Annotated in this window: 19 protein-coding genes; 6 read left to right on the top strand and 13 right to left on the bottom strand. The window is 65.0% G+C overall.

Annotated features, from left to right (window positions below; translation table 11 throughout):
* Positions 1–31 precede the first annotated feature (31 nt).
* Genes NMG70_RS19380 through NMG70_RS19370 form a run of 3 tightly spaced genes read right to left on the bottom strand, consistent with a single transcriptional unit; the run spans position 32 to position 3,530 of the window.
* Entirely contained in the window at positions 32–880 is an 849-nt protein-coding gene (locus tag NMG70_RS19380) for a peptidyl-prolyl cis-trans isomerase (RefSeq protein ID WP_254026025.1), read from the bottom strand.
* 14 nt (positions 881–894) lie between these two features.
* Positions 895–1,566, bottom strand: coding sequence for a hypothetical protein (locus NMG70_RS19375; protein WP_254026024.1), 672 nt, complete (start codon positions 1,564–1,566; stop codon positions 895–897).
* 14 nt (positions 1,567–1,580) lie between these two features.
* Positions 1,581–3,530, bottom strand: coding sequence for a DUF3604 domain-containing protein (locus tag NMG70_RS19370; protein ID WP_254026023.1), 1,950 nt, complete (start codon positions 3,528–3,530; stop codon positions 1,581–1,583).
* Positions 3,531–3,883: 353 nt separating this feature from the next.
* Between NMG70_RS19370 and NMG70_RS19365 the strand changes: the two genes are divergently transcribed.
* On the top strand, positions 3,884–4,915 hold the full coding sequence (locus NMG70_RS19365) for a helix-turn-helix domain-containing protein (protein ID WP_254026022.1): 1,032 nt from the start codon (positions 3,884–3,886) through the stop codon (positions 4,913–4,915).
* Between the two features lie 48 nt (positions 4,916–4,963).
* Here NMG70_RS19365 and NMG70_RS19360 read toward each other — a convergent pair whose 3' ends face one another.
* Complete coding sequence (locus tag NMG70_RS19360) at positions 4,964–5,203, bottom strand: hypothetical protein (protein ID WP_254026021.1); 240 nt, start codon at positions 5,201–5,203, stop codon at positions 4,964–4,966.
* Between the two features lie 138 nt (positions 5,204–5,341).
* Here NMG70_RS19360 and NMG70_RS19355 point away from each other — a divergent pair, with 138 nt between their 5' ends.
* Complete coding sequence (locus NMG70_RS19355; RefSeq protein ID WP_254026020.1) at positions 5,342–5,944, top strand: cupin domain-containing protein; 603 nt, start codon at positions 5,342–5,344, stop codon at positions 5,942–5,944.
* Positions 5,945–6,174: 230 nt separating this feature from the next.
* Here NMG70_RS19355 and soxA read toward each other — a convergent pair whose 3' ends face one another.
* From soxA to NMG70_RS19315, 8 genes are read right to left on the bottom strand one after another with little or no spacing between them, the layout of a single operon-like run.
* Positions 6,175–6,954, bottom strand: a complete 780-nt coding sequence (soxA, locus tag NMG70_RS19350) for a sulfur oxidation c-type cytochrome SoxA (RefSeq protein WP_436798422.1) — start codon at positions 6,952–6,954, stop codon at positions 6,175–6,177.
* Positions 6,954–7,274: a thiosulfate oxidation carrier complex protein SoxZ gene (gene soxZ / locus NMG70_RS19345; protein ID WP_254026019.1), complete on the bottom strand. Its 321-nt coding sequence runs from the start codon at positions 7,272–7,274 to the stop codon at positions 6,954–6,956. Before soxZ ends, soxA begins: the two co-directional genes overlap by 1 nt.
* Positions 7,274–7,756: a SoxY-related AACIE arm protein gene (locus NMG70_RS19340; protein WP_301555164.1), complete on the bottom strand. Its 483-nt coding sequence runs from the start codon at positions 7,754–7,756 to the stop codon at positions 7,274–7,276. The genes soxZ and NMG70_RS19340 overlap by 1 nt, the downstream gene beginning before the upstream one ends.
* Positions 7,757–7,758: 2 nt before the next feature.
* On the bottom strand, positions 7,759–8,226 hold the full coding sequence (gene soxX / locus NMG70_RS19335; RefSeq protein WP_254026238.1) for a sulfur oxidation c-type cytochrome SoxX: 468 nt from the start codon (positions 8,224–8,226) through the stop codon (positions 7,759–7,761).
* Positions 8,226–9,488: an NAD(P)/FAD-dependent oxidoreductase gene (locus NMG70_RS19330; protein ID WP_254026017.1), complete on the bottom strand. Its 1,263-nt coding sequence runs from the start codon at positions 9,486–9,488 to the stop codon at positions 8,226–8,228. The genes soxX and NMG70_RS19330 overlap by 1 nt, the downstream gene beginning before the upstream one ends.
* Positions 9,475–9,837 (bottom strand): c-type cytochrome, encoded by a 363-nt coding sequence (locus tag NMG70_RS19325; protein ID WP_254026016.1) that lies wholly within the window; start codon positions 9,835–9,837, stop codon positions 9,475–9,477. The genes NMG70_RS19330 and NMG70_RS19325 overlap by 14 nt, the downstream gene beginning before the upstream one ends.
* On the bottom strand, positions 9,824–11,998 hold the full coding sequence (locus NMG70_RS19320) for a xanthine dehydrogenase family protein molybdopterin-binding subunit (protein WP_254026015.1): 2,175 nt from the start codon (positions 11,996–11,998) through the stop codon (positions 9,824–9,826). Before NMG70_RS19320 ends, NMG70_RS19325 begins: the two co-directional genes overlap by 14 nt.
* Positions 11,999–12,009: 11 nt before the next feature.
* On the bottom strand, positions 12,010–12,480 hold the full coding sequence (locus tag NMG70_RS19315) for a (2Fe-2S)-binding protein (protein ID WP_254026014.1): 471 nt from the start codon (positions 12,478–12,480) through the stop codon (positions 12,010–12,012).
* A gap of 320 nt (positions 12,481–12,800) precedes the next feature.
* Between NMG70_RS19315 and NMG70_RS19310 the strand changes: the two genes are divergently transcribed.
* The 3 genes from NMG70_RS19310 to NMG70_RS19300 all read left to right on the top strand — a co-directional run bounded on the left by NMG70_RS19310 (position 12,801) and on the right by NMG70_RS19300 (position 15,623).
* A complete protein-coding gene (locus NMG70_RS19310) occupies positions 12,801–13,520 on the top strand; it encodes a response regulator (RefSeq protein WP_023798507.1) in 720 nt (239 codons plus the stop codon).
* Positions 13,517–15,034 (top strand): ATP-binding protein, encoded by a 1,518-nt coding sequence (locus tag NMG70_RS19305; protein WP_254026013.1) that lies wholly within the window; start codon positions 13,517–13,519, stop codon positions 15,032–15,034. The genes NMG70_RS19310 and NMG70_RS19305 overlap by 4 nt, the downstream gene beginning before the upstream one ends.
* A gap of 154 nt (positions 15,035–15,188) precedes the next feature.
* On the top strand, positions 15,189–15,623 hold the full coding sequence (locus tag NMG70_RS19300; RefSeq protein WP_254026012.1) for a c-type cytochrome: 435 nt from the start codon (positions 15,189–15,191) through the stop codon (positions 15,621–15,623).
* Here NMG70_RS19300 and NMG70_RS19295 read toward each other — a convergent pair.
* Positions 15,589–16,086: a YqaA family protein gene (locus NMG70_RS19295; protein WP_254026011.1), complete on the bottom strand. Its 498-nt coding sequence runs from the start codon at positions 16,084–16,086 to the stop codon at positions 15,589–15,591. The genes NMG70_RS19300 and NMG70_RS19295 overlap by 35 nt on opposite strands.
* A gap of 461 nt (positions 16,087–16,547) precedes the next feature.
* Between NMG70_RS19295 and NMG70_RS19290 the strand changes: the two genes are divergently transcribed.
* Positions 16,548–17,096: a hypothetical protein gene (locus NMG70_RS19290; protein ID WP_254026010.1), complete on the top strand. Its 549-nt coding sequence runs from the start codon at positions 16,548–16,550 to the stop codon at positions 17,094–17,096.
* Positions 17,097–17,287: the final 191 nt, after the last annotated feature.

Raw genomic sequence — 17,287 nt, 5'->3', positions numbered from 1 at the left:
AGTGCAACCAGAAAGGCGAGGAGCAAGCGGGTCACGGCGCCACCTCGGCTCGCTTTTCCTCCGCGGCGCCGGTCTCGACCTTGACCACGTAGTTCGCGCGCAGCCGCTCGTAGAGCGCGTCGTTGGCGGCGACTTTCTTAAGATGCAGCCACTCCCGTCGCGCCGCCGCGCGGACCTCCTCAAAGGGCGGTTCGCGCGCTTCGACGCGCCCGGTCATGCGAACGAGATGCGTGCCGTAGGCCGAGGTGACCGGACCGTGCCACGCGTCGGCTGCCGCCTTGTCGATCCCGGCGGCAAAATCCTCGCCGAATGTCTGCGCCACGGCCGATCGCGACAGGTCGGCAAAGTCAGCTCCCGCCATGAACGGGCTGCCGGCCGTCGAAGCGTCCGCGGTTCCAGCATTCAAGTCCCTGAGCAGGCGGTTCAGCCCCTCCGCATCCGGAACGTCCGCGCCGCCGAAATAGACGTGGGCGAAGGAGAAGCGGGGCTCGCTGCGGAACCATCCAGGATGCTCCGCGACGAAGCCCTTCAGCTCGGCGTCGGTCGGCTCGACGTCCGCCGCCAGATCGGCGACGAACTCCATCTTCTGCCGGATGCGGCGCCGGACGACCGCGTCGTCCTTGTCGAGGCCCATCGCCACACCCTGGCGGTAGATGATCTCGTCGCGGATATGCTCGCTCACCAGCGCGTCCAGTTCCTTGGCGGTGGGCGGCCTTTGCCAGGTCCGGCTGAAGATCGCCGCCATGCTGGCGATCTGGCCGGAGCTGACGACGATCTCTTCGGCAGCCGGTTGATCGCCCGCTTTCACGAAGTGGAACACGCCGAACAGCGCGGTGCCAATCACCAGAAAATGCACAAGCGGTTCGCGCAGGAGTTTCATGAGACCCGCTCTCCTCATTTCTGTACGGCGTAGGGCGAATATCGCGGACCCGGGTCGCCCGTCGGCAACGCCGACACGCTGTCCGGTCCGCTCCCCACCGCCGGCAGAGCGGCGAGCGCGGCGCGGACCTCGCCTGCCGGACCGTAGAACCGGACCAGCCCAAGGCGCTCTGCCGAAAGAGCGTCGAGGGATCCGTCGACGAGGGCACGGACGACCTTCTCGTCCGTCACGATCACCACGTCGCCTTTCGCCGGTCCTTCGGCATGCACCCTGACAACGTAACCTCGGGGCGACGGCGCGTAGGTGGTCCACATCACCGCGGGGATCAGCACGACCGCGAAGCTCGGCGCCTTTCCTGTCGTTAGCGCGGCGGTATGCATCCGCTCGCCGAGTCGCGCCATGCTCGCGGCCGCCCGCCGGAATCCGCTGCCGAACAGGCCCTTCGCAGGACCTGCCGGGAGGGGTCTCGGCAGGATGCCAGCCTTCTCTGCGCGCCAGACGGCGCTGCGGACATAGAGCGCATTCGGGAAGACCCAGTTCAGCATTCCAAGCGCGAGAGCACTCGGGTTCTCGTAGCCGCAGGCGAAGGCGGAGGCTTTCGGGCCAGCCGTGGCCAGAAGAACTGCCGCGGCCAACGCCCCGACCCGCCATGGGCGGCGCCGGGTTTTCGAAGCATCGTTGCGCATGGTGGCGCTCCAGGTCAGCCTTGCGGCGTGTACCAGATGGGCGAAGTGTATGCCCGCTCCTGCCCGAACATCGGCACGTCGGCAGGCATCGTTACACCGAACCTCACCGCATCGTAGGCGGTCCAGCGCGGTGTCGGGATCTCCAGCACGCGGGCGTAGTAGAAGGCCCTGAGCGCCGTATCGAACTCCGGGTCGGTCCAGGTCTTTACCAGCTCGGAAGCGCCGATCGTGTTCGTCCAGGTGGCCGTCGCCACGTCGACGGTGTTGCCGACCGGCGGCAGCTTGCCGTCGGCGCCGGGCACGCGGTTGTCCGACCAGGCCACGTCATAGACCTTCTCCTGGCGCGCGCCGGCCGCGTCGATCCAGCCTTTCACGACCTGGATGCGGTCGAGGTTGCCGCCGAGCGGGTCCTTCAGCGCCGCGAGCAGGAAGGTCGGCGCCTTGCCTTCCGGAGCGTCCCTGAGGTCGCCGCCCATCGGCACGCCCTTGGCGTAGCCGGAGAAAGCCGGGCTGCGCGACATCGCGTCGGCATCGGTGAAGTCCCAGCCGCCGAAGAAGCGCACCAGCATGCGCGGACCGGTGGTCGCATAGACCTCCTTGCGGCGCATGGCATCCCAGATCGCCTCGCGCGTGTTGTCGGTAGCCCAAACGCCGGCATAGCCGGATGAGACCTGCTGCCAGCCCATCAGGAAGACGTCGCCGTTGCGCATGAACTCGTGCGACGCGCGCTCGGGGCTCGGCTCGGCGCCGCTGTGCTTGCCGAAGAAGTTGTCCTCTTCGGCTGTCGCCAGCGAGGTGTGGCTGTCGGTCGCGCCGATCATGCCGAACTTGTAAGGGTTGGTGCCGAGCTTCTCTTCGAGCCGGAGGCCGGTCTGCAGGGCGGCGCGAGCATATTCGCTGACCAGCATCTCGGGTTTCTTCACCTCGCTGAGGTTGAGGTTGCCCTTGTCCCACAGCTCGTAGCCGGCGAACTCGTCGTTCGGCGACAAAAACGGATGCGCCTCGCCGTCGCCCTTGATCTGCGTCACTTCGTAAAGCGGCTCCCAGCGGGCGCGCGTCTCGGCATATTCGGCCGACAAGGGCTGGCCGGTCGAGGGATTGGTCTCGATCGGGAACATCCAGCCATTCGACAGATTGCCGTTATGCGCGATCGCCAGCACCCGCCCTCCAGTCTTGTCTTCATAGGCCTGGAGATGCTTCCACAGATCCTCGGGTGTCGTGCTGCCGAGCGGCGGATAGGTCGTGTAGGGCAGCGTCTGGCTCGCCCGATCGCCGCCGTCGCGATAGATGACGACGCGGTGCAGGTTATTGCCGGGCGGCACCTGCGACGTCCATTCGTAGCCGATGAAGGCGCTGAAACGTCCCGGCTCGTTGTATTTTTCAGCCGCGGCGATGATCTGGTCCCAGGTCGAGCGAAATCCTTCGGATCCCGGCAAGAACTCAAGCGCCTTCGGGAACTGGCCACGAGAGAAGCTGTCGATGATCTCGAGCGCTGCCTTGACCCCGTCCTGGCCGCCTTTTTGCACCAGATCGTACCAGCGCCGGCCGGTCGGGTCGGCGAGCATCTCGGGCTTGCCGGCGAAGAGGGCCGGGAAAAAGCCCATATTGTCGGAGTGATCGGAGATGACCAGGAAGTCGAGCGGCCGCGATAACTTTACGCGCTCGCCCCCCGAGGCCGTTAACTCCTCGCCGCGAGCGAAGCGATAGGCGTCTTCGAAGCCGAGCCGGGTGCCGAAAGCGCCGGCATCGAGGGAGGCGCTGGTATGGAGGTGGGTATCGCCCCAGAACACGCGGCTCGGGAAGTTCCGGTTCGCGTAGGGCGAGTAGCCGGGGGGCGTGCCGGGAAGAGCGGCGCCCGGGTCGATGGTGCCGATATCGGTGTGCGTCGACTGTGCGTAAGTGCCTGTCAGCATCAGCGCGCTGGCCAAGGCCGTGGTAAGTCCGAGTTTCCCGGCGATCTTCATAACCGTGGTCCTCCCCTTTTATTTGCGATTTTGGTCCTACCGCAATCAGATCCAACTTTTCCGGCCTCGTCAGTCGTCATTTCACGGCTCGACGTCCGGCAATGTCCATATCCCGTCGAACCCCGCGCGCTATGCTTGATCGTTTCCCTTTTTGCGGCTTGCTCCCCAACTCGATCGCCCGGCTTCCAGCTTTGTCGAATCTGGGTTCATGCGGTCCGAAAAGGCGCATCGCACCTTACGATTTACGCCGCGTCAGGACCGCTCGCTATCCAATTTCGGAATCTGCGCGCATCCGGCAGCGCAGCAACAATAGCCTCTCCTCATGAACCCTGATACCTATATGATACTTCGACATGAACGGATCGTCGCGGGTGGTGGGTGCGTTGGAGAGATCGGTTGGTGTCGGCCAGCGTCGGGTAGAAATCCTGGCAGCCTTCGAATGCCGGTACTCGGACTTCGACATGATGGCTGAGAGCGCGATTGGCTGGGATCAGAAGTACGATCACATCGGCCGCGGCGGCTTCGACGGCCGCCTGAGTCAGGTTGTGCTCAACACCCTGCAAGTTGGGCGGGAACGCTGGAATCCTGGGATAATGCAGCGCGGCAGCGCCCCGGAGGGCTGCTGGGTCGTTGGTCTTCCCATAGTCGCTGAAGGATCGCTTCATCTCCGGGGTCGCCACGTTGGGCCGGGACAGCCGTTGCTGGTCGGGCCGTGCGACGACATAGCCTTCACCGCCACCGGCGCGACCGACCTCGCAATGGCCGTCATGCCCGTCGATCAGATCGAGCACTGGATGCAGATTCGCAGAGGCGCGCCGGGCCTCGACAGGAAATATCTCGACCGGCCGTGGAAGGTAGCCGAGCGTGAGATCGTCCGGCGCGGCGCCATTCTGGCAAGACTTCTGCGGTTGCTGCTCACTAGCGCCGGCGATGCCTCTCCTGACGCTCTCGCTGATATTGAAGGCCAGGTCGTCGACGTAGTCCTCGGGATGGTGCCGTCGACCGATGTCACCGAACCGCTGCACCGGCGGGCGCGCGTCGCCATGAAGCTGCGCGACATGCTGATGGGGCACGTCGAGACGCCGCCGAGCATCAGCGTCATGTGCGAGACCCTCGGGGTTCGGGAGCGGACGCTTTCCCTAGCTTGCGTGGAGGCTTTCGGTCGCCCGCCCAAGGCGATGCTGCTCGAGATTCGTCTCAACGCCGTGCGCCGCGCGCTTGTTCATCCAACCGCCGAGCGGACGGTGACGGCAGTTGCCTCGCGTTTAGGGTTCTCGCATTTCGGCAACTTCGCCGCCGAGTACAAACGGCAGTTTGCCGAGCTGCCCTCCGTCACACTCGCTAAGGCGCTCGGGACGAGTCAGCCCGTCGCGGAGCCCCACTAGTGGCTGACGCGCTCGATCTCGGCGGCTCGGGTGAACTTTTCCGCGATCTCACCGACGTTCACGGCGTGCCTCCTTTTCCTCGCTGTTCTGCTCCTCACCACCGTCGGGACGGTTGATTGTCACCGTGCACGCAATCAGGGTGTTCCAGTCTGGGCCGTGCTCTATGATGTTATGAAGCTCGGAAATCTCTTCAAGATAATGTTCGATCGTAATCGGGCCGTTCTGGTGGCCGTAGACAAGAACCGCTTTCCAGCGCTTGTCACCATGCAGCGTTACCACGTTACTCATGCCGAATATCTCCTGCGGTCATCGAACAAATCCGGCTGGATTGCCGGGGGCCAAAAAGGTAGCGGAACCGACCGGCATGCAGCCGGTTGAATCGGCATGAAGGCTCGCTTCCGACAACCAGCAATGCAAGGCTACATCATGAGCATTCTGCAGAGTACCAAGAAAGCCGTCGAGCGGGTTACCGGTATCGCAAGACGGGGCAGGCAAGAAGCAACCGATCTTGTAAGGCGGCGAAAAGCCAATGAGTTTTGGTTCAAGGATGATGGCCTGGTGCCCAATCATCCGTTTTGGCCGCTTGTCGTCTACCGCGGTGCCGTGAGGCTGCCCGAAGAATTTGATCCCGCAGCCGTCTTGGAGGAGCTTTTCGAGGCCAATGGATGGGGGGCCAGCTGGCGGAATGGCATCTACGACTACGTTCACTACCATTCGCGAATACATGAGGTGCTCGGGGTTGCAGCCGGGACGGCCAAAGTCCGGTTTGGAGGCAAAAAGGGACGAACCCTGTCCCTGAAGGCCGGCGACGTCGCGGTTCTTCCGGCCGGCACCGGGCACCAATGCCTTTCGGCATCCGACGATTTTCTAGTGGTCGGCGCCTATCCTCCATTTGGGACCTATGACGAATGCACAACTGCCCAGGAGCATGATCGCGCGCTCGCGACGATCCAGAAGGTAGGTCGTCCACGCAAGGATCCCGTCTATGGGAGCAAAGGCCCGCTTCTGCAAAATTGGAGGAAGACCTGAAGTAGGCGCAGATCGATCGAAGACCCACAGCACAGAACGCACGAGCTAGGGGTGTACAACTCAGGCTAACGGCCCATCTTGACGCTCGCGAGCCACCGAGTGACCTCTCGAAGCGTCTCGCGCTCCTGGTCGCATTGTTTGGAAAACCCATCGATCAGACGGGCATCTGGTGCATGCTCGGCGATGGGCGAGAACCGGGATGGCAGGTGAACGGCCAGTCGCAATCGGCATCACGGCCGCACGGCCGGCGTCTCGACCAGAAGGCCGCGGGCCCGCTCTGTCAGATGGAGCTCCAGGTCGACGAGTTCGGGTGCGCCAAATACGAAGGGCTCGGCTCTGACCCCGATCATGCAGTTGCGCAGGCGCCGCTGCAGCGAACCGACCGTCTGCCACTCCAGCCGGTAGAGCGGATAGCCGGTCGGATGCGCCTGCGGGATGACACTGCCGCCGAGCCGTTTACCCCAATTGTCGTCGTGGCAGGAGGCGCAGGAGAGCTCGAGTTGTCCGATCCGGCTCTGGAACAGACGCCGGCCGTTGTCGCGAAACGGCGTGAGCCGGGCGTCGGTCGCCGGTGTGATTGGCATGCCGCGCGACTGATGCGTCACATAGGCCGTCAGGGCGAGCAAGGCGTCGGACTCCGGCGCCAGCCGCTCGGCCTGCTGCCGCTCCGCTCGGCAGGAGTTGATACGCCCGGCAAGGTCGATCGGCCGGCCCGTCGCTGCATCAAAAGCCGGGTAGCGCGCGGCGACGCCGCGCATCGTCTGGCGTGCATCGTCATGGCAGCCGGAGCAGGCGACATCCGCCCTGCCCTGCGCCTGTTGCCAGAGCTGCTCGCCCTGCAGCACCCACAGCATGCCGGGATTGCTCATGTCGTCGGCCTGCAGCGCCTGCGTCTGCGGCGTCATGAAGTCGAAGCCGGAGCGCTTCTCGCCGTCTTCGATGCCGGCAGCGATGGCAATGCTGCAGACGGCCGCCGCGATCATCCCCACCAGGCCCCAGAGGGCGCGCATCAGCTCACCGTGATCGTCGCCGACGCCGTTTGGCTCTTCCCGGCATCGTCGGTCCAGGTGAAGTCGATCGTGCCGCTCGTCGTCGCAACCAGCGTGAAGGCAATGAATGGATTGGCCGATACCGCTGGAAAGAGATCGGCCGAAAACACCTCCTCGCCGTTGTAGGTGCAGGCGAAACGGCGGATGATGTCGCGGGGGATGTTGGAGCCGTTTGGGCCGATACGATAGCCGGTTTCCATGGGATGGGCGATCATCGCCTTGATCTCGACGACTTCGCCCTGCTTGGCCGCTTTCGGCACATTGACGAGCGTGCGTGCCATTATGAAAGGTCCTCGATACAGGCGGCCAGCGTGACGATGGCGCTCGCCCGGCTCGACCAGAAGCTGCCGTCGCTCATCTCCGCGACCGCGACAACCACCTGCGAGGTCGCGAGCCGGATCCGCGTCGAGACGATGGCGCGGCCGGAGCGCGGTCCGAGCTGGAAAACCGCGACATTCGCCTCCGGGTTTCTCTCGTTGAACACCGCGATGCGCCGGACATGGTCGTCTTCGGTCATCGGGCTCTCGGCGGCGACTGTGATCCCGACCGCGTTGCCGTTCTCGACCAGAGGCGGCAGGTCGAGCCGGACGCGGCCGTCGAGAACGTTGGCTCCCCCGGTAAAGGTCCGGATCGCTTGATCGAGGCTTGGACGGGCAACAGCCCAGCGCGGCAGGCTGATCGCCAGCAGGCCGGTCATGCCGGCTCGAAGAAACTGCCGCCGTCCGATCAAGCCTGCGTAAGCTCGAAGCGGGTCTTCGTGCATGATCACCCCTTCAGCGTCGTGAGATAGGCGACGATATCCTCGATATCGGCGCCGCCCAGGATCGGCTTGCTGCGCCAGGCGGTGGCGACACGCCGGCCTTGCTCATCCGCGACCCGATAGTAGGAAGGCATGATCGTGTTCGGCACGAGCCGCTTCATGTCGACCACGCGCAGCCGGATCTGGCCTTCCGAAAGTCTCGCCCCGACGCCGGTCAGGTCGGGCGCCAGCGTGCCGTGCAGATGGGCGTCGGGAAACGGCCCGCTGTGGCAGAGCGTGCAGAGGCTGCGCTGCCGGTCCGCGATCAGCGCGGCGCCGCGCGCCGGATCACCCTTGCTGCCGACCAGAGGCTGCATGATCGCATCGCCGGTCACGACATAAGACCCAGTCTCCTCATAAGACCCCCTCTCCTCGCCGGAACCGGGCGAGGCCGCAAGCTGCAATCCCATAAGAGCCAGAAAGGCCACCCTCATCATCCGAACACTTCACTGGTGATCGTCCGGAACCAGTCCTCCGCATAAGCCGCTTCCAGTTCGCGGACGGAACGCGGCGCTTCGAGCGGGCTGGTGCCACCCGCACCCTCAACCTCGGCAAGCAGCCCATCACGCGGCTGGTAGACGCCGGCGATTGAAATGCCGTAACCGGGCGCGACCAGGCTGTAGCAGGTGTTGATGAGTTTCGGCTGCACTGGCGGCCGCTCCCTGACCAGGGCGGCGACCGCCGCGGCGCAAGCTTTCGCCTGGGCGTTGGCGCTGAAGGCGGATTTAGGCATCGCCCCGCCGATCGCCGCGTCACCGATGACGTGGATCGCCGGCTGCAGGCGGGACTCGAAGGTGACCGGGTCGATCGGGCACCAGCCCGTCTGGTCGGCAACGCCGGCCGACTGCGCAATCCCTCCCGCACGCTGCGGCGGGATCACGTTGGCGACATCGGCCTTGTGATCGCCGAACTCGGTCACCAGCGTCCTTGTCGCCGGATCGACTTCCGTCACCCTGCCCCCCGACGACAGCGGCACCCATTCGATCAAGCCGGGATAGATCTCTTGCCAGGCCGCTTCGAACAGCCGCTGCTTCGAAAAGGCGTCCTTGGCGTCGAGGATGATCAGCTTGGAGCGTGGCTTGCTGGTCTTGAGATAATGCGCGATCAGGCTCGCCCGCTCGTACGGACCGGGCGGGCAGCGGAACGGATTAGGCGGCGCGGAGAGGATGACGACCCCACCGTCCGGCATCGCCGCGAGCTGGTCGCGCAGCAGCAGCGTCTGCGCCCCAGCCTTCCAGGCATGCGGCATGATCGCCGCCGCCGCCTCGTCGTAGCCCGGCAAGGCGTCGAAGCGCAGGTCGACGCCGGGCGCCAGCACCAGCCTGGTGTAGCCGATGTCGGCACCATCCTCCAACCGAACGCGCCGGCGCTCGGCATCGACGGCGACGGCGCGCTTGCGGATCAGCGCGACGTCGCCGAACTGGTCATAGCCAAAGGTCTGCGCTTCGATGCCGCGCAGCCCGGCAAGCACGGCATTGCTGAACGGGCAGGCCAGATAGGCGGCCTCTGGCTCGATCAGCGTCACGGCAAGATCGCGATCCAGCCGTTTGAGAGCGCGGGCGCAGCTTGCCCCGGCAAAGCCGCCGCCGACGACGATCACGCCGGGCTGCGTCTGTGCGCGGACCTGCGGCGTGGCAAGGACGGCCGCGGCGACGCTGGCCGCCACGCCGCCGATCAGGGCTCTACGGCTGGGCATGGCGAGCCGCCTCCGGCTTGGCGAGCCATTCGGCGATGGCGCGCGTCTCCTCCTCGGTAAATCCCCTGGCGATGCGGTCCATGACCGTCGCCTTGCGCTCACCGGAACGGAAGGCTTGCATCTGGGCGACGACGTCCTCCGCCGCATGGCCGTCGAGCGAGGGGATGGCTGAGCCGAGCGCCGCCGGCCCGTGACAGCCGGTGCATGCCGCAGCACCAGGCGCCGCTTCGGCCCATGCCGGCGCGCTGGCCGCAAGCGCCGCAAGCAAGACAGGCGCCGCAAGCAGGACAGGCGCGAGCGCCCGTCCGCCGCGCCTGTTCTTCGCGCGCCTCATATCATGCGAGGTCATGGTTCTTCAGCGGCAGCGTGCGGATGCGCTTGCCGGTGGCGGCGAAGATCGCATTGAGGACGGCCGGCGCGGCGACGGCGATGGTCGGCTCGCCGACGCCGCCCCAGAAGCCGCCGGACGGCAGGATGATCGTCTCCACATCAGGCATTTCGGCCATCCGCAGGACCTCGTAGCTGTCGAAGTTTTCCTGCTCCATGCGGCCGCCATTGACGGTGCATTCGCCGTAGATGCAGGCGGAAAGGCCATAGACGAAGGAACCCTCGACCTGCCGCTCGACTTGTGCGGGGTTGACGACATGACCCGGATCGGTGGCCGCCACGATGCGATGGATCCTGAGCTGCCCATCGGTCACCGAAACCTCCGCTGCCGCCGCCACATAACTGCCGAAGCCCATGATCTGCGCCAGGCCGCGGTGAACGCCGGCCGCGGGCGGGTTGTCCCAGCCGATCCGTTCGGCGACCGCCTCCAGCACGGCGAGATGTTTTGGATGTTTGGCCATCAGCTTGCGGCGGAAGGCGAGCGGGTCGACGCCGGCCGCATGGGCGAGTTCGTCCATGAAACACTCGACGTAGAGCGCGTTCTGGTTGAGGTTGACGCCGCGCCAAAAACCTGGCGGGATCGGCGGGTTGCGCATGGCATGATCGACAAGCAGATTGTCCACCGTATATCCCAGCGTGCCTTCCGTGCCGCTGAGGACGAGGCCCTGGAAGACCACCGGGTCCATGCCGTTCTGCATGCCCTCCGGCCGCACCGCGGCAAGGATCGACTGGCCGGATATGCGCATGTGCAGAGCGGTCAGGTTGCCGTCCGCGTCGAGCGCGCCCGTCAGCCGGCATCGGGTGGTCGGGTGATAGGCGCCGTGCAGCATATCCTCTTCGCGCGACCACATGAGCTTTACCGGCGTTCCCGGCACCTGCTTGGCAATGCTGACCGCCTGGCGCACATAGTCCTGGAAATTGCCGCGCCGGCCGAAGCCGCCGCCGAGATGGATCTTGTGCACCTCGCATTGCTGCACCGGCAGGCCGGCGGCCTCGGCCGCTGCAGCAAGGCTCGCCTCGCCATTCTGGGTCGGCACCCATACCTCGCAGCGCTCGGGCGTGTAGAGCGCCGTCGCGTTCATCGGCTCCATGGTCGCGTGGTTCTGGTAGGGGTAGGCATAGGTCGCCGTGACCGTCCGGCCGGCGGCGGACAGGGCAGTACCGGCGTCACCTTGTCTGGCGCCGATGAAGGCGTCATTTGCGCCGAGCCCCTCTTCGAGCATCGCCGCTATCGAGGCGCTTGTGACCTGCCTGTTGGGACCTTCGTCCCAGACGATCGGCAAGGCATCGAGAGCGGTCTTCGCCCGCCACCACGTGTCGGCGACCACCGCAACGGCGGTCTCATCGACCTGAACGACAGTGCGCACGCCCGGCATGCCCGCCACCGCCGCCGCGTCAAAACTCTCCACCTTGCCGCCGAAATACGGGCAGGCCCGGATCGCCGCGTTGAGCATGTTCGGCAGCTTGAGATCTGTGCCGTAGACCTGGCTGCCGTTGAGCTTGTCGGCGGTGTCGAGCCGCGGCAGCGGCTTGCCGGCTATGGTCCAATCCTTCGGGTCCTTCAGGGTGACATTGGCGGGCGGCGTCATTCGCGCGGCAGCGGCAGCCAACTGCCCATAAAAGGTGGCGCGATCTGATGCTGCATGCGTGACCATGCCCATCCTTGCGGTGCATTCGCTGGCCGGCACGCCCCATTCGGCGGCCGCGGCGGCAATCAGCATCTCGCGCGCAACGGCGCCACCAATGCGCACATACTCGTGCGACTCGCGGATGCCGCGGCTGCCGCCGGTCGAGAAATTGCCCCACACGCGGTCGCGCGCCAGGTTCTGGGCCGGCGACGGATATTCGGTCGTGACCTTGGACCAGTCGCAGTTCAGCTCCTCGGCGACGAGTTGGGCCAGGCCGGTCAGCGTCCCCTGCCCCATCTCGGAGCGGGCGATGCGGATGACCACCGTATCGTCGGGCCTGATCACCACCCAGGCATTGATCTCCGGCGCCGTCTCGGAGCCCTCGGCGAGTGCCGGCTTGATGAACGGCACGTTGAACCCGAGGGACAAGCCTCCGGCCGTGGAGGCCACGCCGATGATGAAGCTGCGGCGGGAGATGGAAATTATCGCGTTCATGACTGTTCTCCTCAACCGCGTTGCGTGGCTTCGCCGGCTTTGGCGGCCAGCTTGATCGCGGCGCGCACCCGGTTGTAGGTGCCGCAGCGGCAGATATTGGTGATCTCGGCGTTGATGTCCTCGTCCGCGGGGTTCGGGTTCTGCATGAGCAGACCTGCCGCAGCCATGATCATGCCGGCCTGGCAGTAGCCGCATTGCGGCACGTCGAGCGCCAGCCAGGCCTGCTGGACCGGATGCGAGCTGTCCGGCGAAAGGCCCTCGATGGTGGTGATTTGCTGGTCTGGCTCGACCGCGCTCACCGGAAGCGCGCAGGAGCGCGTGGCGACGCCGTCTATATGGATGGTGCAGGCGCCGCAGGCGGCAACGCCGCAACCGTACTTCGTTCCGGTAAGCCCGATCTGCTCGCGGATCACCCACAGCAGCGGCGTGTCCGGATCGACCTCGATGTCACGTGGCGTGCCGTTGATGATCAATCTGGCCATTGTGCAATCCTTTCGATCAAAGGCTGGCGAGGACCGAAGTCTGGATGCCGCGCGGCATGGCCTGGCGACAAAGACCGGATGTCCCGGCTAGCGACGAGGCCAAGTTAGGCGGGAGCTGTCGCAGAACCTTGTCCCGAATACCGGCAGTTCATCGCAAGTTGTCGCGGGCGCAGCGCTCTGATACATTTCGTTACACTTCTCACGCTTTGTTGATGTCGGGCGAGATTGCCGCCATGGCGCGGAAGGTGATCATCCGTGTAGACGCAGACTAGATATCGTCGATACTGGCCGACTATTCAGCGGCGGCCTTGGAGCATGGCATGGAAGTGGCGCAGCACATCGCGGTCGTCGACGACCACAGGGACATCCGCGATCTCGTGGGGAAATACCTCACCCAGCAGGGTTATCGCGTCAGCGTCGCCGACAGCACGGCCGCGCTAAAGCGGCTGCTCGACCGCAGCCTGCCCGATCTTATCGTCCTCGACGTCATGATGCCTGGCGAGGACGGCATTGCCGCCTGCCGGCACGTGCGCGGAACGGTCGACGTTCCGATCATCTTCCTTACCGCCATGGCCGAGGAGGTCGACCGGATCGTCGGCCTCGAGATCGGGGCCGACGACTACCTGACCAAGCCGTTCAATCCGCGGGAATTGCTGGCGCGAATCAAGGCTGTGCTCAGGCGCGTTCACAGCCTGCCGCCGCAGCGCGGTCGGCTCAAATCGAACGCGCTACGCTTCGACCGCTGGACGCTGAATGTCGGCCGCCGCGAGCTGGTCGGGCTCGACGGCGTGGCGGTCGCGCTCAGCACGGCCGAATTCCGCCTTCTCACCGCCTTTATCGAGCATGTCGGGATCGTGCTCAGCCGGGATCAGTTGCTCGACCTCACCGTCGGGCGCTCGGCCGACGGTTTCGACCGCGCCGTCGACAACCAGGTGAGCCGGCTGCGCAAGAAGATCGAGGCGGACCCGAAGAATCCGATGCTGATCAAGACGCACTGGGGCGGCGGCTACTGCTTCACCGCCGAGGTGGCCCAGGCATGATGCTGTTGTGGAGACGCAGCCTGGCGGCCCGCTTCCTCATGCTGGTGCTGCTTGCGCTCGCGCTGTCGCAGGCGATCACTTTCCTGATCTCGTGGGACGAACGCGGACAGGCCCTGCAAGCAGCGGCCAAGGGCGAGTTCGTCAGCCGCACGTCCTCGCTTGCGCTTCTGCTGGATACGACGCCGCCCTCGCTTCGGCCCGACATTCTCAATGTCAGCGGCACGGCCTATACGCGGTTCTGGACCTCCGATAACGGACCGAACAATCCGCTCGCCTGGCAGCAGGAGGCCTTCACTGAGCTCGCCAAGCCGCTGCCAGGGGTTGCCGGCAAGTATGCCGCCTACATGAACGGGCAGGCCTCGACCGCAGTCAAGGCCGCCGACCCTTCCGTGCCGCCGCGCATGCTGGATTTGTCCGGCAATGGCAGGCCCTTCTCGCGCCCGGCCAAGTTTCTTTATATGGACGCAGCTCCAAACGGCATGGGCCTTTCCGTCCGCCTCGATGACAACACCTGGCTGAATGCCGCCTACGCCAAGGCAATGCCGAACGCCTTCTGGACGACGCAATCGGCGATATCGCTGGCGCTCACCGCACTCATCCTGTCCGCCATCGCGATTTTCGGGGCTCAGGCAATCGCGCGGCCGCTGCGACGGCTCGCCAATGCCGCTGAACTGTTCGGCCGCGGCGAGGCCGTGCCGCGGCTGCCGGAATCCGGGCCGGACGACATCCGCCAGACCGCCGAGGCGTTCAACCGGATGCAGGAGCGCCTGCAGCGCTTCGTCGAGGACCGCACGCGCATGCTGGCGGCGATCAGCCACGACCTGCGCACGCCGCTGACCTCGCTCCGGCTGCGCGCCGAGTTCGTCCAGGATCACGATCTCCAGGAGAAGATGCTGAAGACGATCGAGGAAATCCAGACGATGACGGAAGCAGCGCTCGCCTTCGCGCGCGAGGACGCCGCGGTGGAGGAGACGCGAACCGTCGATCTTTCGGCGCTGGTCGGCAGCCTCTGCGACGATCTCGCGGATCTTGGCCAAAACATCACCGTCAGCGACGGGCCCAAGGTGCTGTACCGCTGCCGGCCGGACTCGCTGCGCCGGGCGATCCGCAACCTCGTCGAAAACGCCATCCGCTATGGCGAGCAGGCCAAGGTGAGCCTGGTCAGGCGCACCGACAGCCTGGACATCGTGGTCGAGGATGCCGGGCCCGGCATTCCGCAAGCCGACATGGAACAGGTGTTCGCGCCCTTCTTCCGTTTGGAGCAGTCGCGCAACCGGGAGACCGGCGGCGTCGGGCTCGGCCTGTCAATTGCCCGCGCCATCGCCCGTCACCACGGCGGCGACATCGTGCTGGAAAACCGGAGCAACGGCCTTCGCGCGATCATCAGGCTGCCGCTCATCGACATGGCCAAGCAGCTTGCCCCGGCGCCCGTGCCTGAGACGAGCCCTCCGACCGGACTGCGATCCCGAAACCGTCCCGCGATCGGAACTCCCGCGCTGCCGCGCCATAATTAGATCATCGCTGTCGCAACGAAGGACAAGTCGCGACCAGTATCCTCCTCGCGCCTCTTCGACCCAGCCGCCGCTCTCGCTGTTGAGCGGCTGGTCCTGCCGGAAGCTTCCGGCCAACAGCAAAGCCCCTCCCTTTAACGTCCGCAGAGGTCATCCGATGAGCCATTCACAAGCCACGACACGCAACCGCGCAATTTCCGCCGGAGTTGCGACCGCATTCCTGGCGACGTCCCTGGCTGCGCTTTTGGCAGCCGGCGGCCTGCTGTTGCCGGTCGCCGCTTCCGCGCAGCAGGCCGACGGCGAGCGGCTGTTCCGGCAGCGCTGCGGGGCCTGCCACAGCCTCGAGCCCGGCCAGAACAGAGCCGGTCCGCATCTGTCGGGCCTCATCGGCCGACAGGCCGGCAGCGTCGAGGGCGCTCGCTATTCGGCCGCGCTGCGTGAGTCTGCTATCGTCTGGGACAGCGGTACGCTTGATGCCTTCCTGACGGCTCCGCGCCAGAGGGTTCCGGGCACGTCGATGACAGTGGGCGTTCCCAACGCCGCCCAGCGCGCCGCGATCATCCTCTATCTGGAAGGTACGGGCGCGCTATAGCGTGCGCTGATGACCAAATTGATGTCCGCGATCTCGGTTTTACATCAGGCCCAGCACCGCTCCGGCGAGAAACCTTCGCCAGGGCGACGATTGCGACAAAGCTCCATAGCGGCTCGCGCAAAACCCCGGCGACCACGGTCAGCGGGTCGCCGACGACCGGCATCCAGCTTAACAAGAGCGACCATTTTCCATAACAGCGATACCAGTTCGTGGCGCGGTTGAGCCTCGCGGGACGCAGCGGAAACCAGGGCCTGTCCCGGAAGCATTCCAGCCCTCGACCAAGATCCCAGTTCACCACAGCACCAAGGATGTTCCCAATGCTGGCGACAACAACCAGCATTGCGGGCGAGAAGGAACCGGTGGCGAGGAGCCCTGCAAGGGCGACCTCCGACTGCGACGGAAGGATGGTGGCAGCGGCGAAGGCGACAAGAAACAGGCCGCCGTAGATGGCAAAGGCATCCATCTACGTTTCGCCTTGCGGAGCGGGCGTCAGGGTTGCACGTCGATCACGACCATGAGTCCGCCACCGCCTTTCCCTCAGCATTGTTGTAGTTCGCATGATGCCCGATATCCGGGATAGATAGACACTTTTCCGGGCCGACGCGGCTGCTAGACGCGACATCGCCTTCCCTATCGCTCCAAAACCACAGGATAAGGACTTCCGGTCGCTGGGAAGGTCAAGAGCTTCCGCCAATGGCCTCTGAACATTAAGGGGGCACGGATATGCGGTAGCAGGATCAAGTCATAAGCAGGGCCGCTCCCAGCTCCATCAGCGGCTCGGCGGCAAAGCCGATCATCTCGCGCAGGATATCGGCGTCGGGGGTCTTCTCTACGAGCGTGCGCAGGTTCATCATGGGTCGCTGGTCATCGGTGGTTGCTTCGAATCAGGTTGTGTCAGCAACCCAACCCTACCGAAGAACATCGATGACCGCCGCGAAGCCGCTCGCTCGCTACAGCGCTGTTGAGGGCACGCTCGCGAGCGGCTTCGCTACCGCCGACCTACACCACGCGGTGGGACACGACCGACTGGCAGGCAAGGCCGAGCATGACCGTCTCGCAGTCTGCACTGCAGCGTTCTCAACAGGAACCGTCCAAATGCACCATACTTTCCGGCGAATCTTAGCGACAATGTTGATTGCCTGGGGTGTCGGCTACGCGCAGGCGCAAAACCCGCTCATCATCACGGCACCAGTCTCCGGTCAGACTATTGATGGGACGCTCTCCTTTTCCGGGACGGCTGCCGTCAACAGTATCACACGGCGCGGAACTATTCGCGGGCAGACCAATACCGGGCTCGAATGCCGAGGGATAACTACCCTCAACCTTACCTTTTCGCGTGGAGAAGGAACGATGGCTTGCGGGCAACTCTCAACCCGATTCGTGTTCTCGCTGACCAGCAGACAACCTCCAGCTGGCACAGGAACGGGAATCCTTTCCGATGGGCGAAAAGTGGTCTTGAGAATAGGACGATGACCCCAAAGCGACAGGCACGCCCTCTATCGAGAAGTGCGAGCTGAAGAATTGATCTCCGTGGTGCCGGATCTATCACTCTTGCTAAAGCCGATGGAAGCCGGGCCGATCGATGACCTCCAGCGCCGAAAAAAGCCGCCAGTTCACGGAGATGAGTTCCATGGGCGTTCTCTGCTGCTTGACTCTCAGCCTTT

The sequence above is a fragment of the Mesorhizobium ventifaucium genome, assembly GCF_935822925.1.
In the GTDB taxonomy this organism is placed as follows: Bacteria; Pseudomonadota; Alphaproteobacteria; order Rhizobiales; family Rhizobiaceae; genus Mesorhizobium; species Mesorhizobium ventifaucium.
The sequence above is the reverse complement of the archived record's forward strand: the minus strand, read 5'-3'. Positions and strand labels throughout refer to the sequence as shown.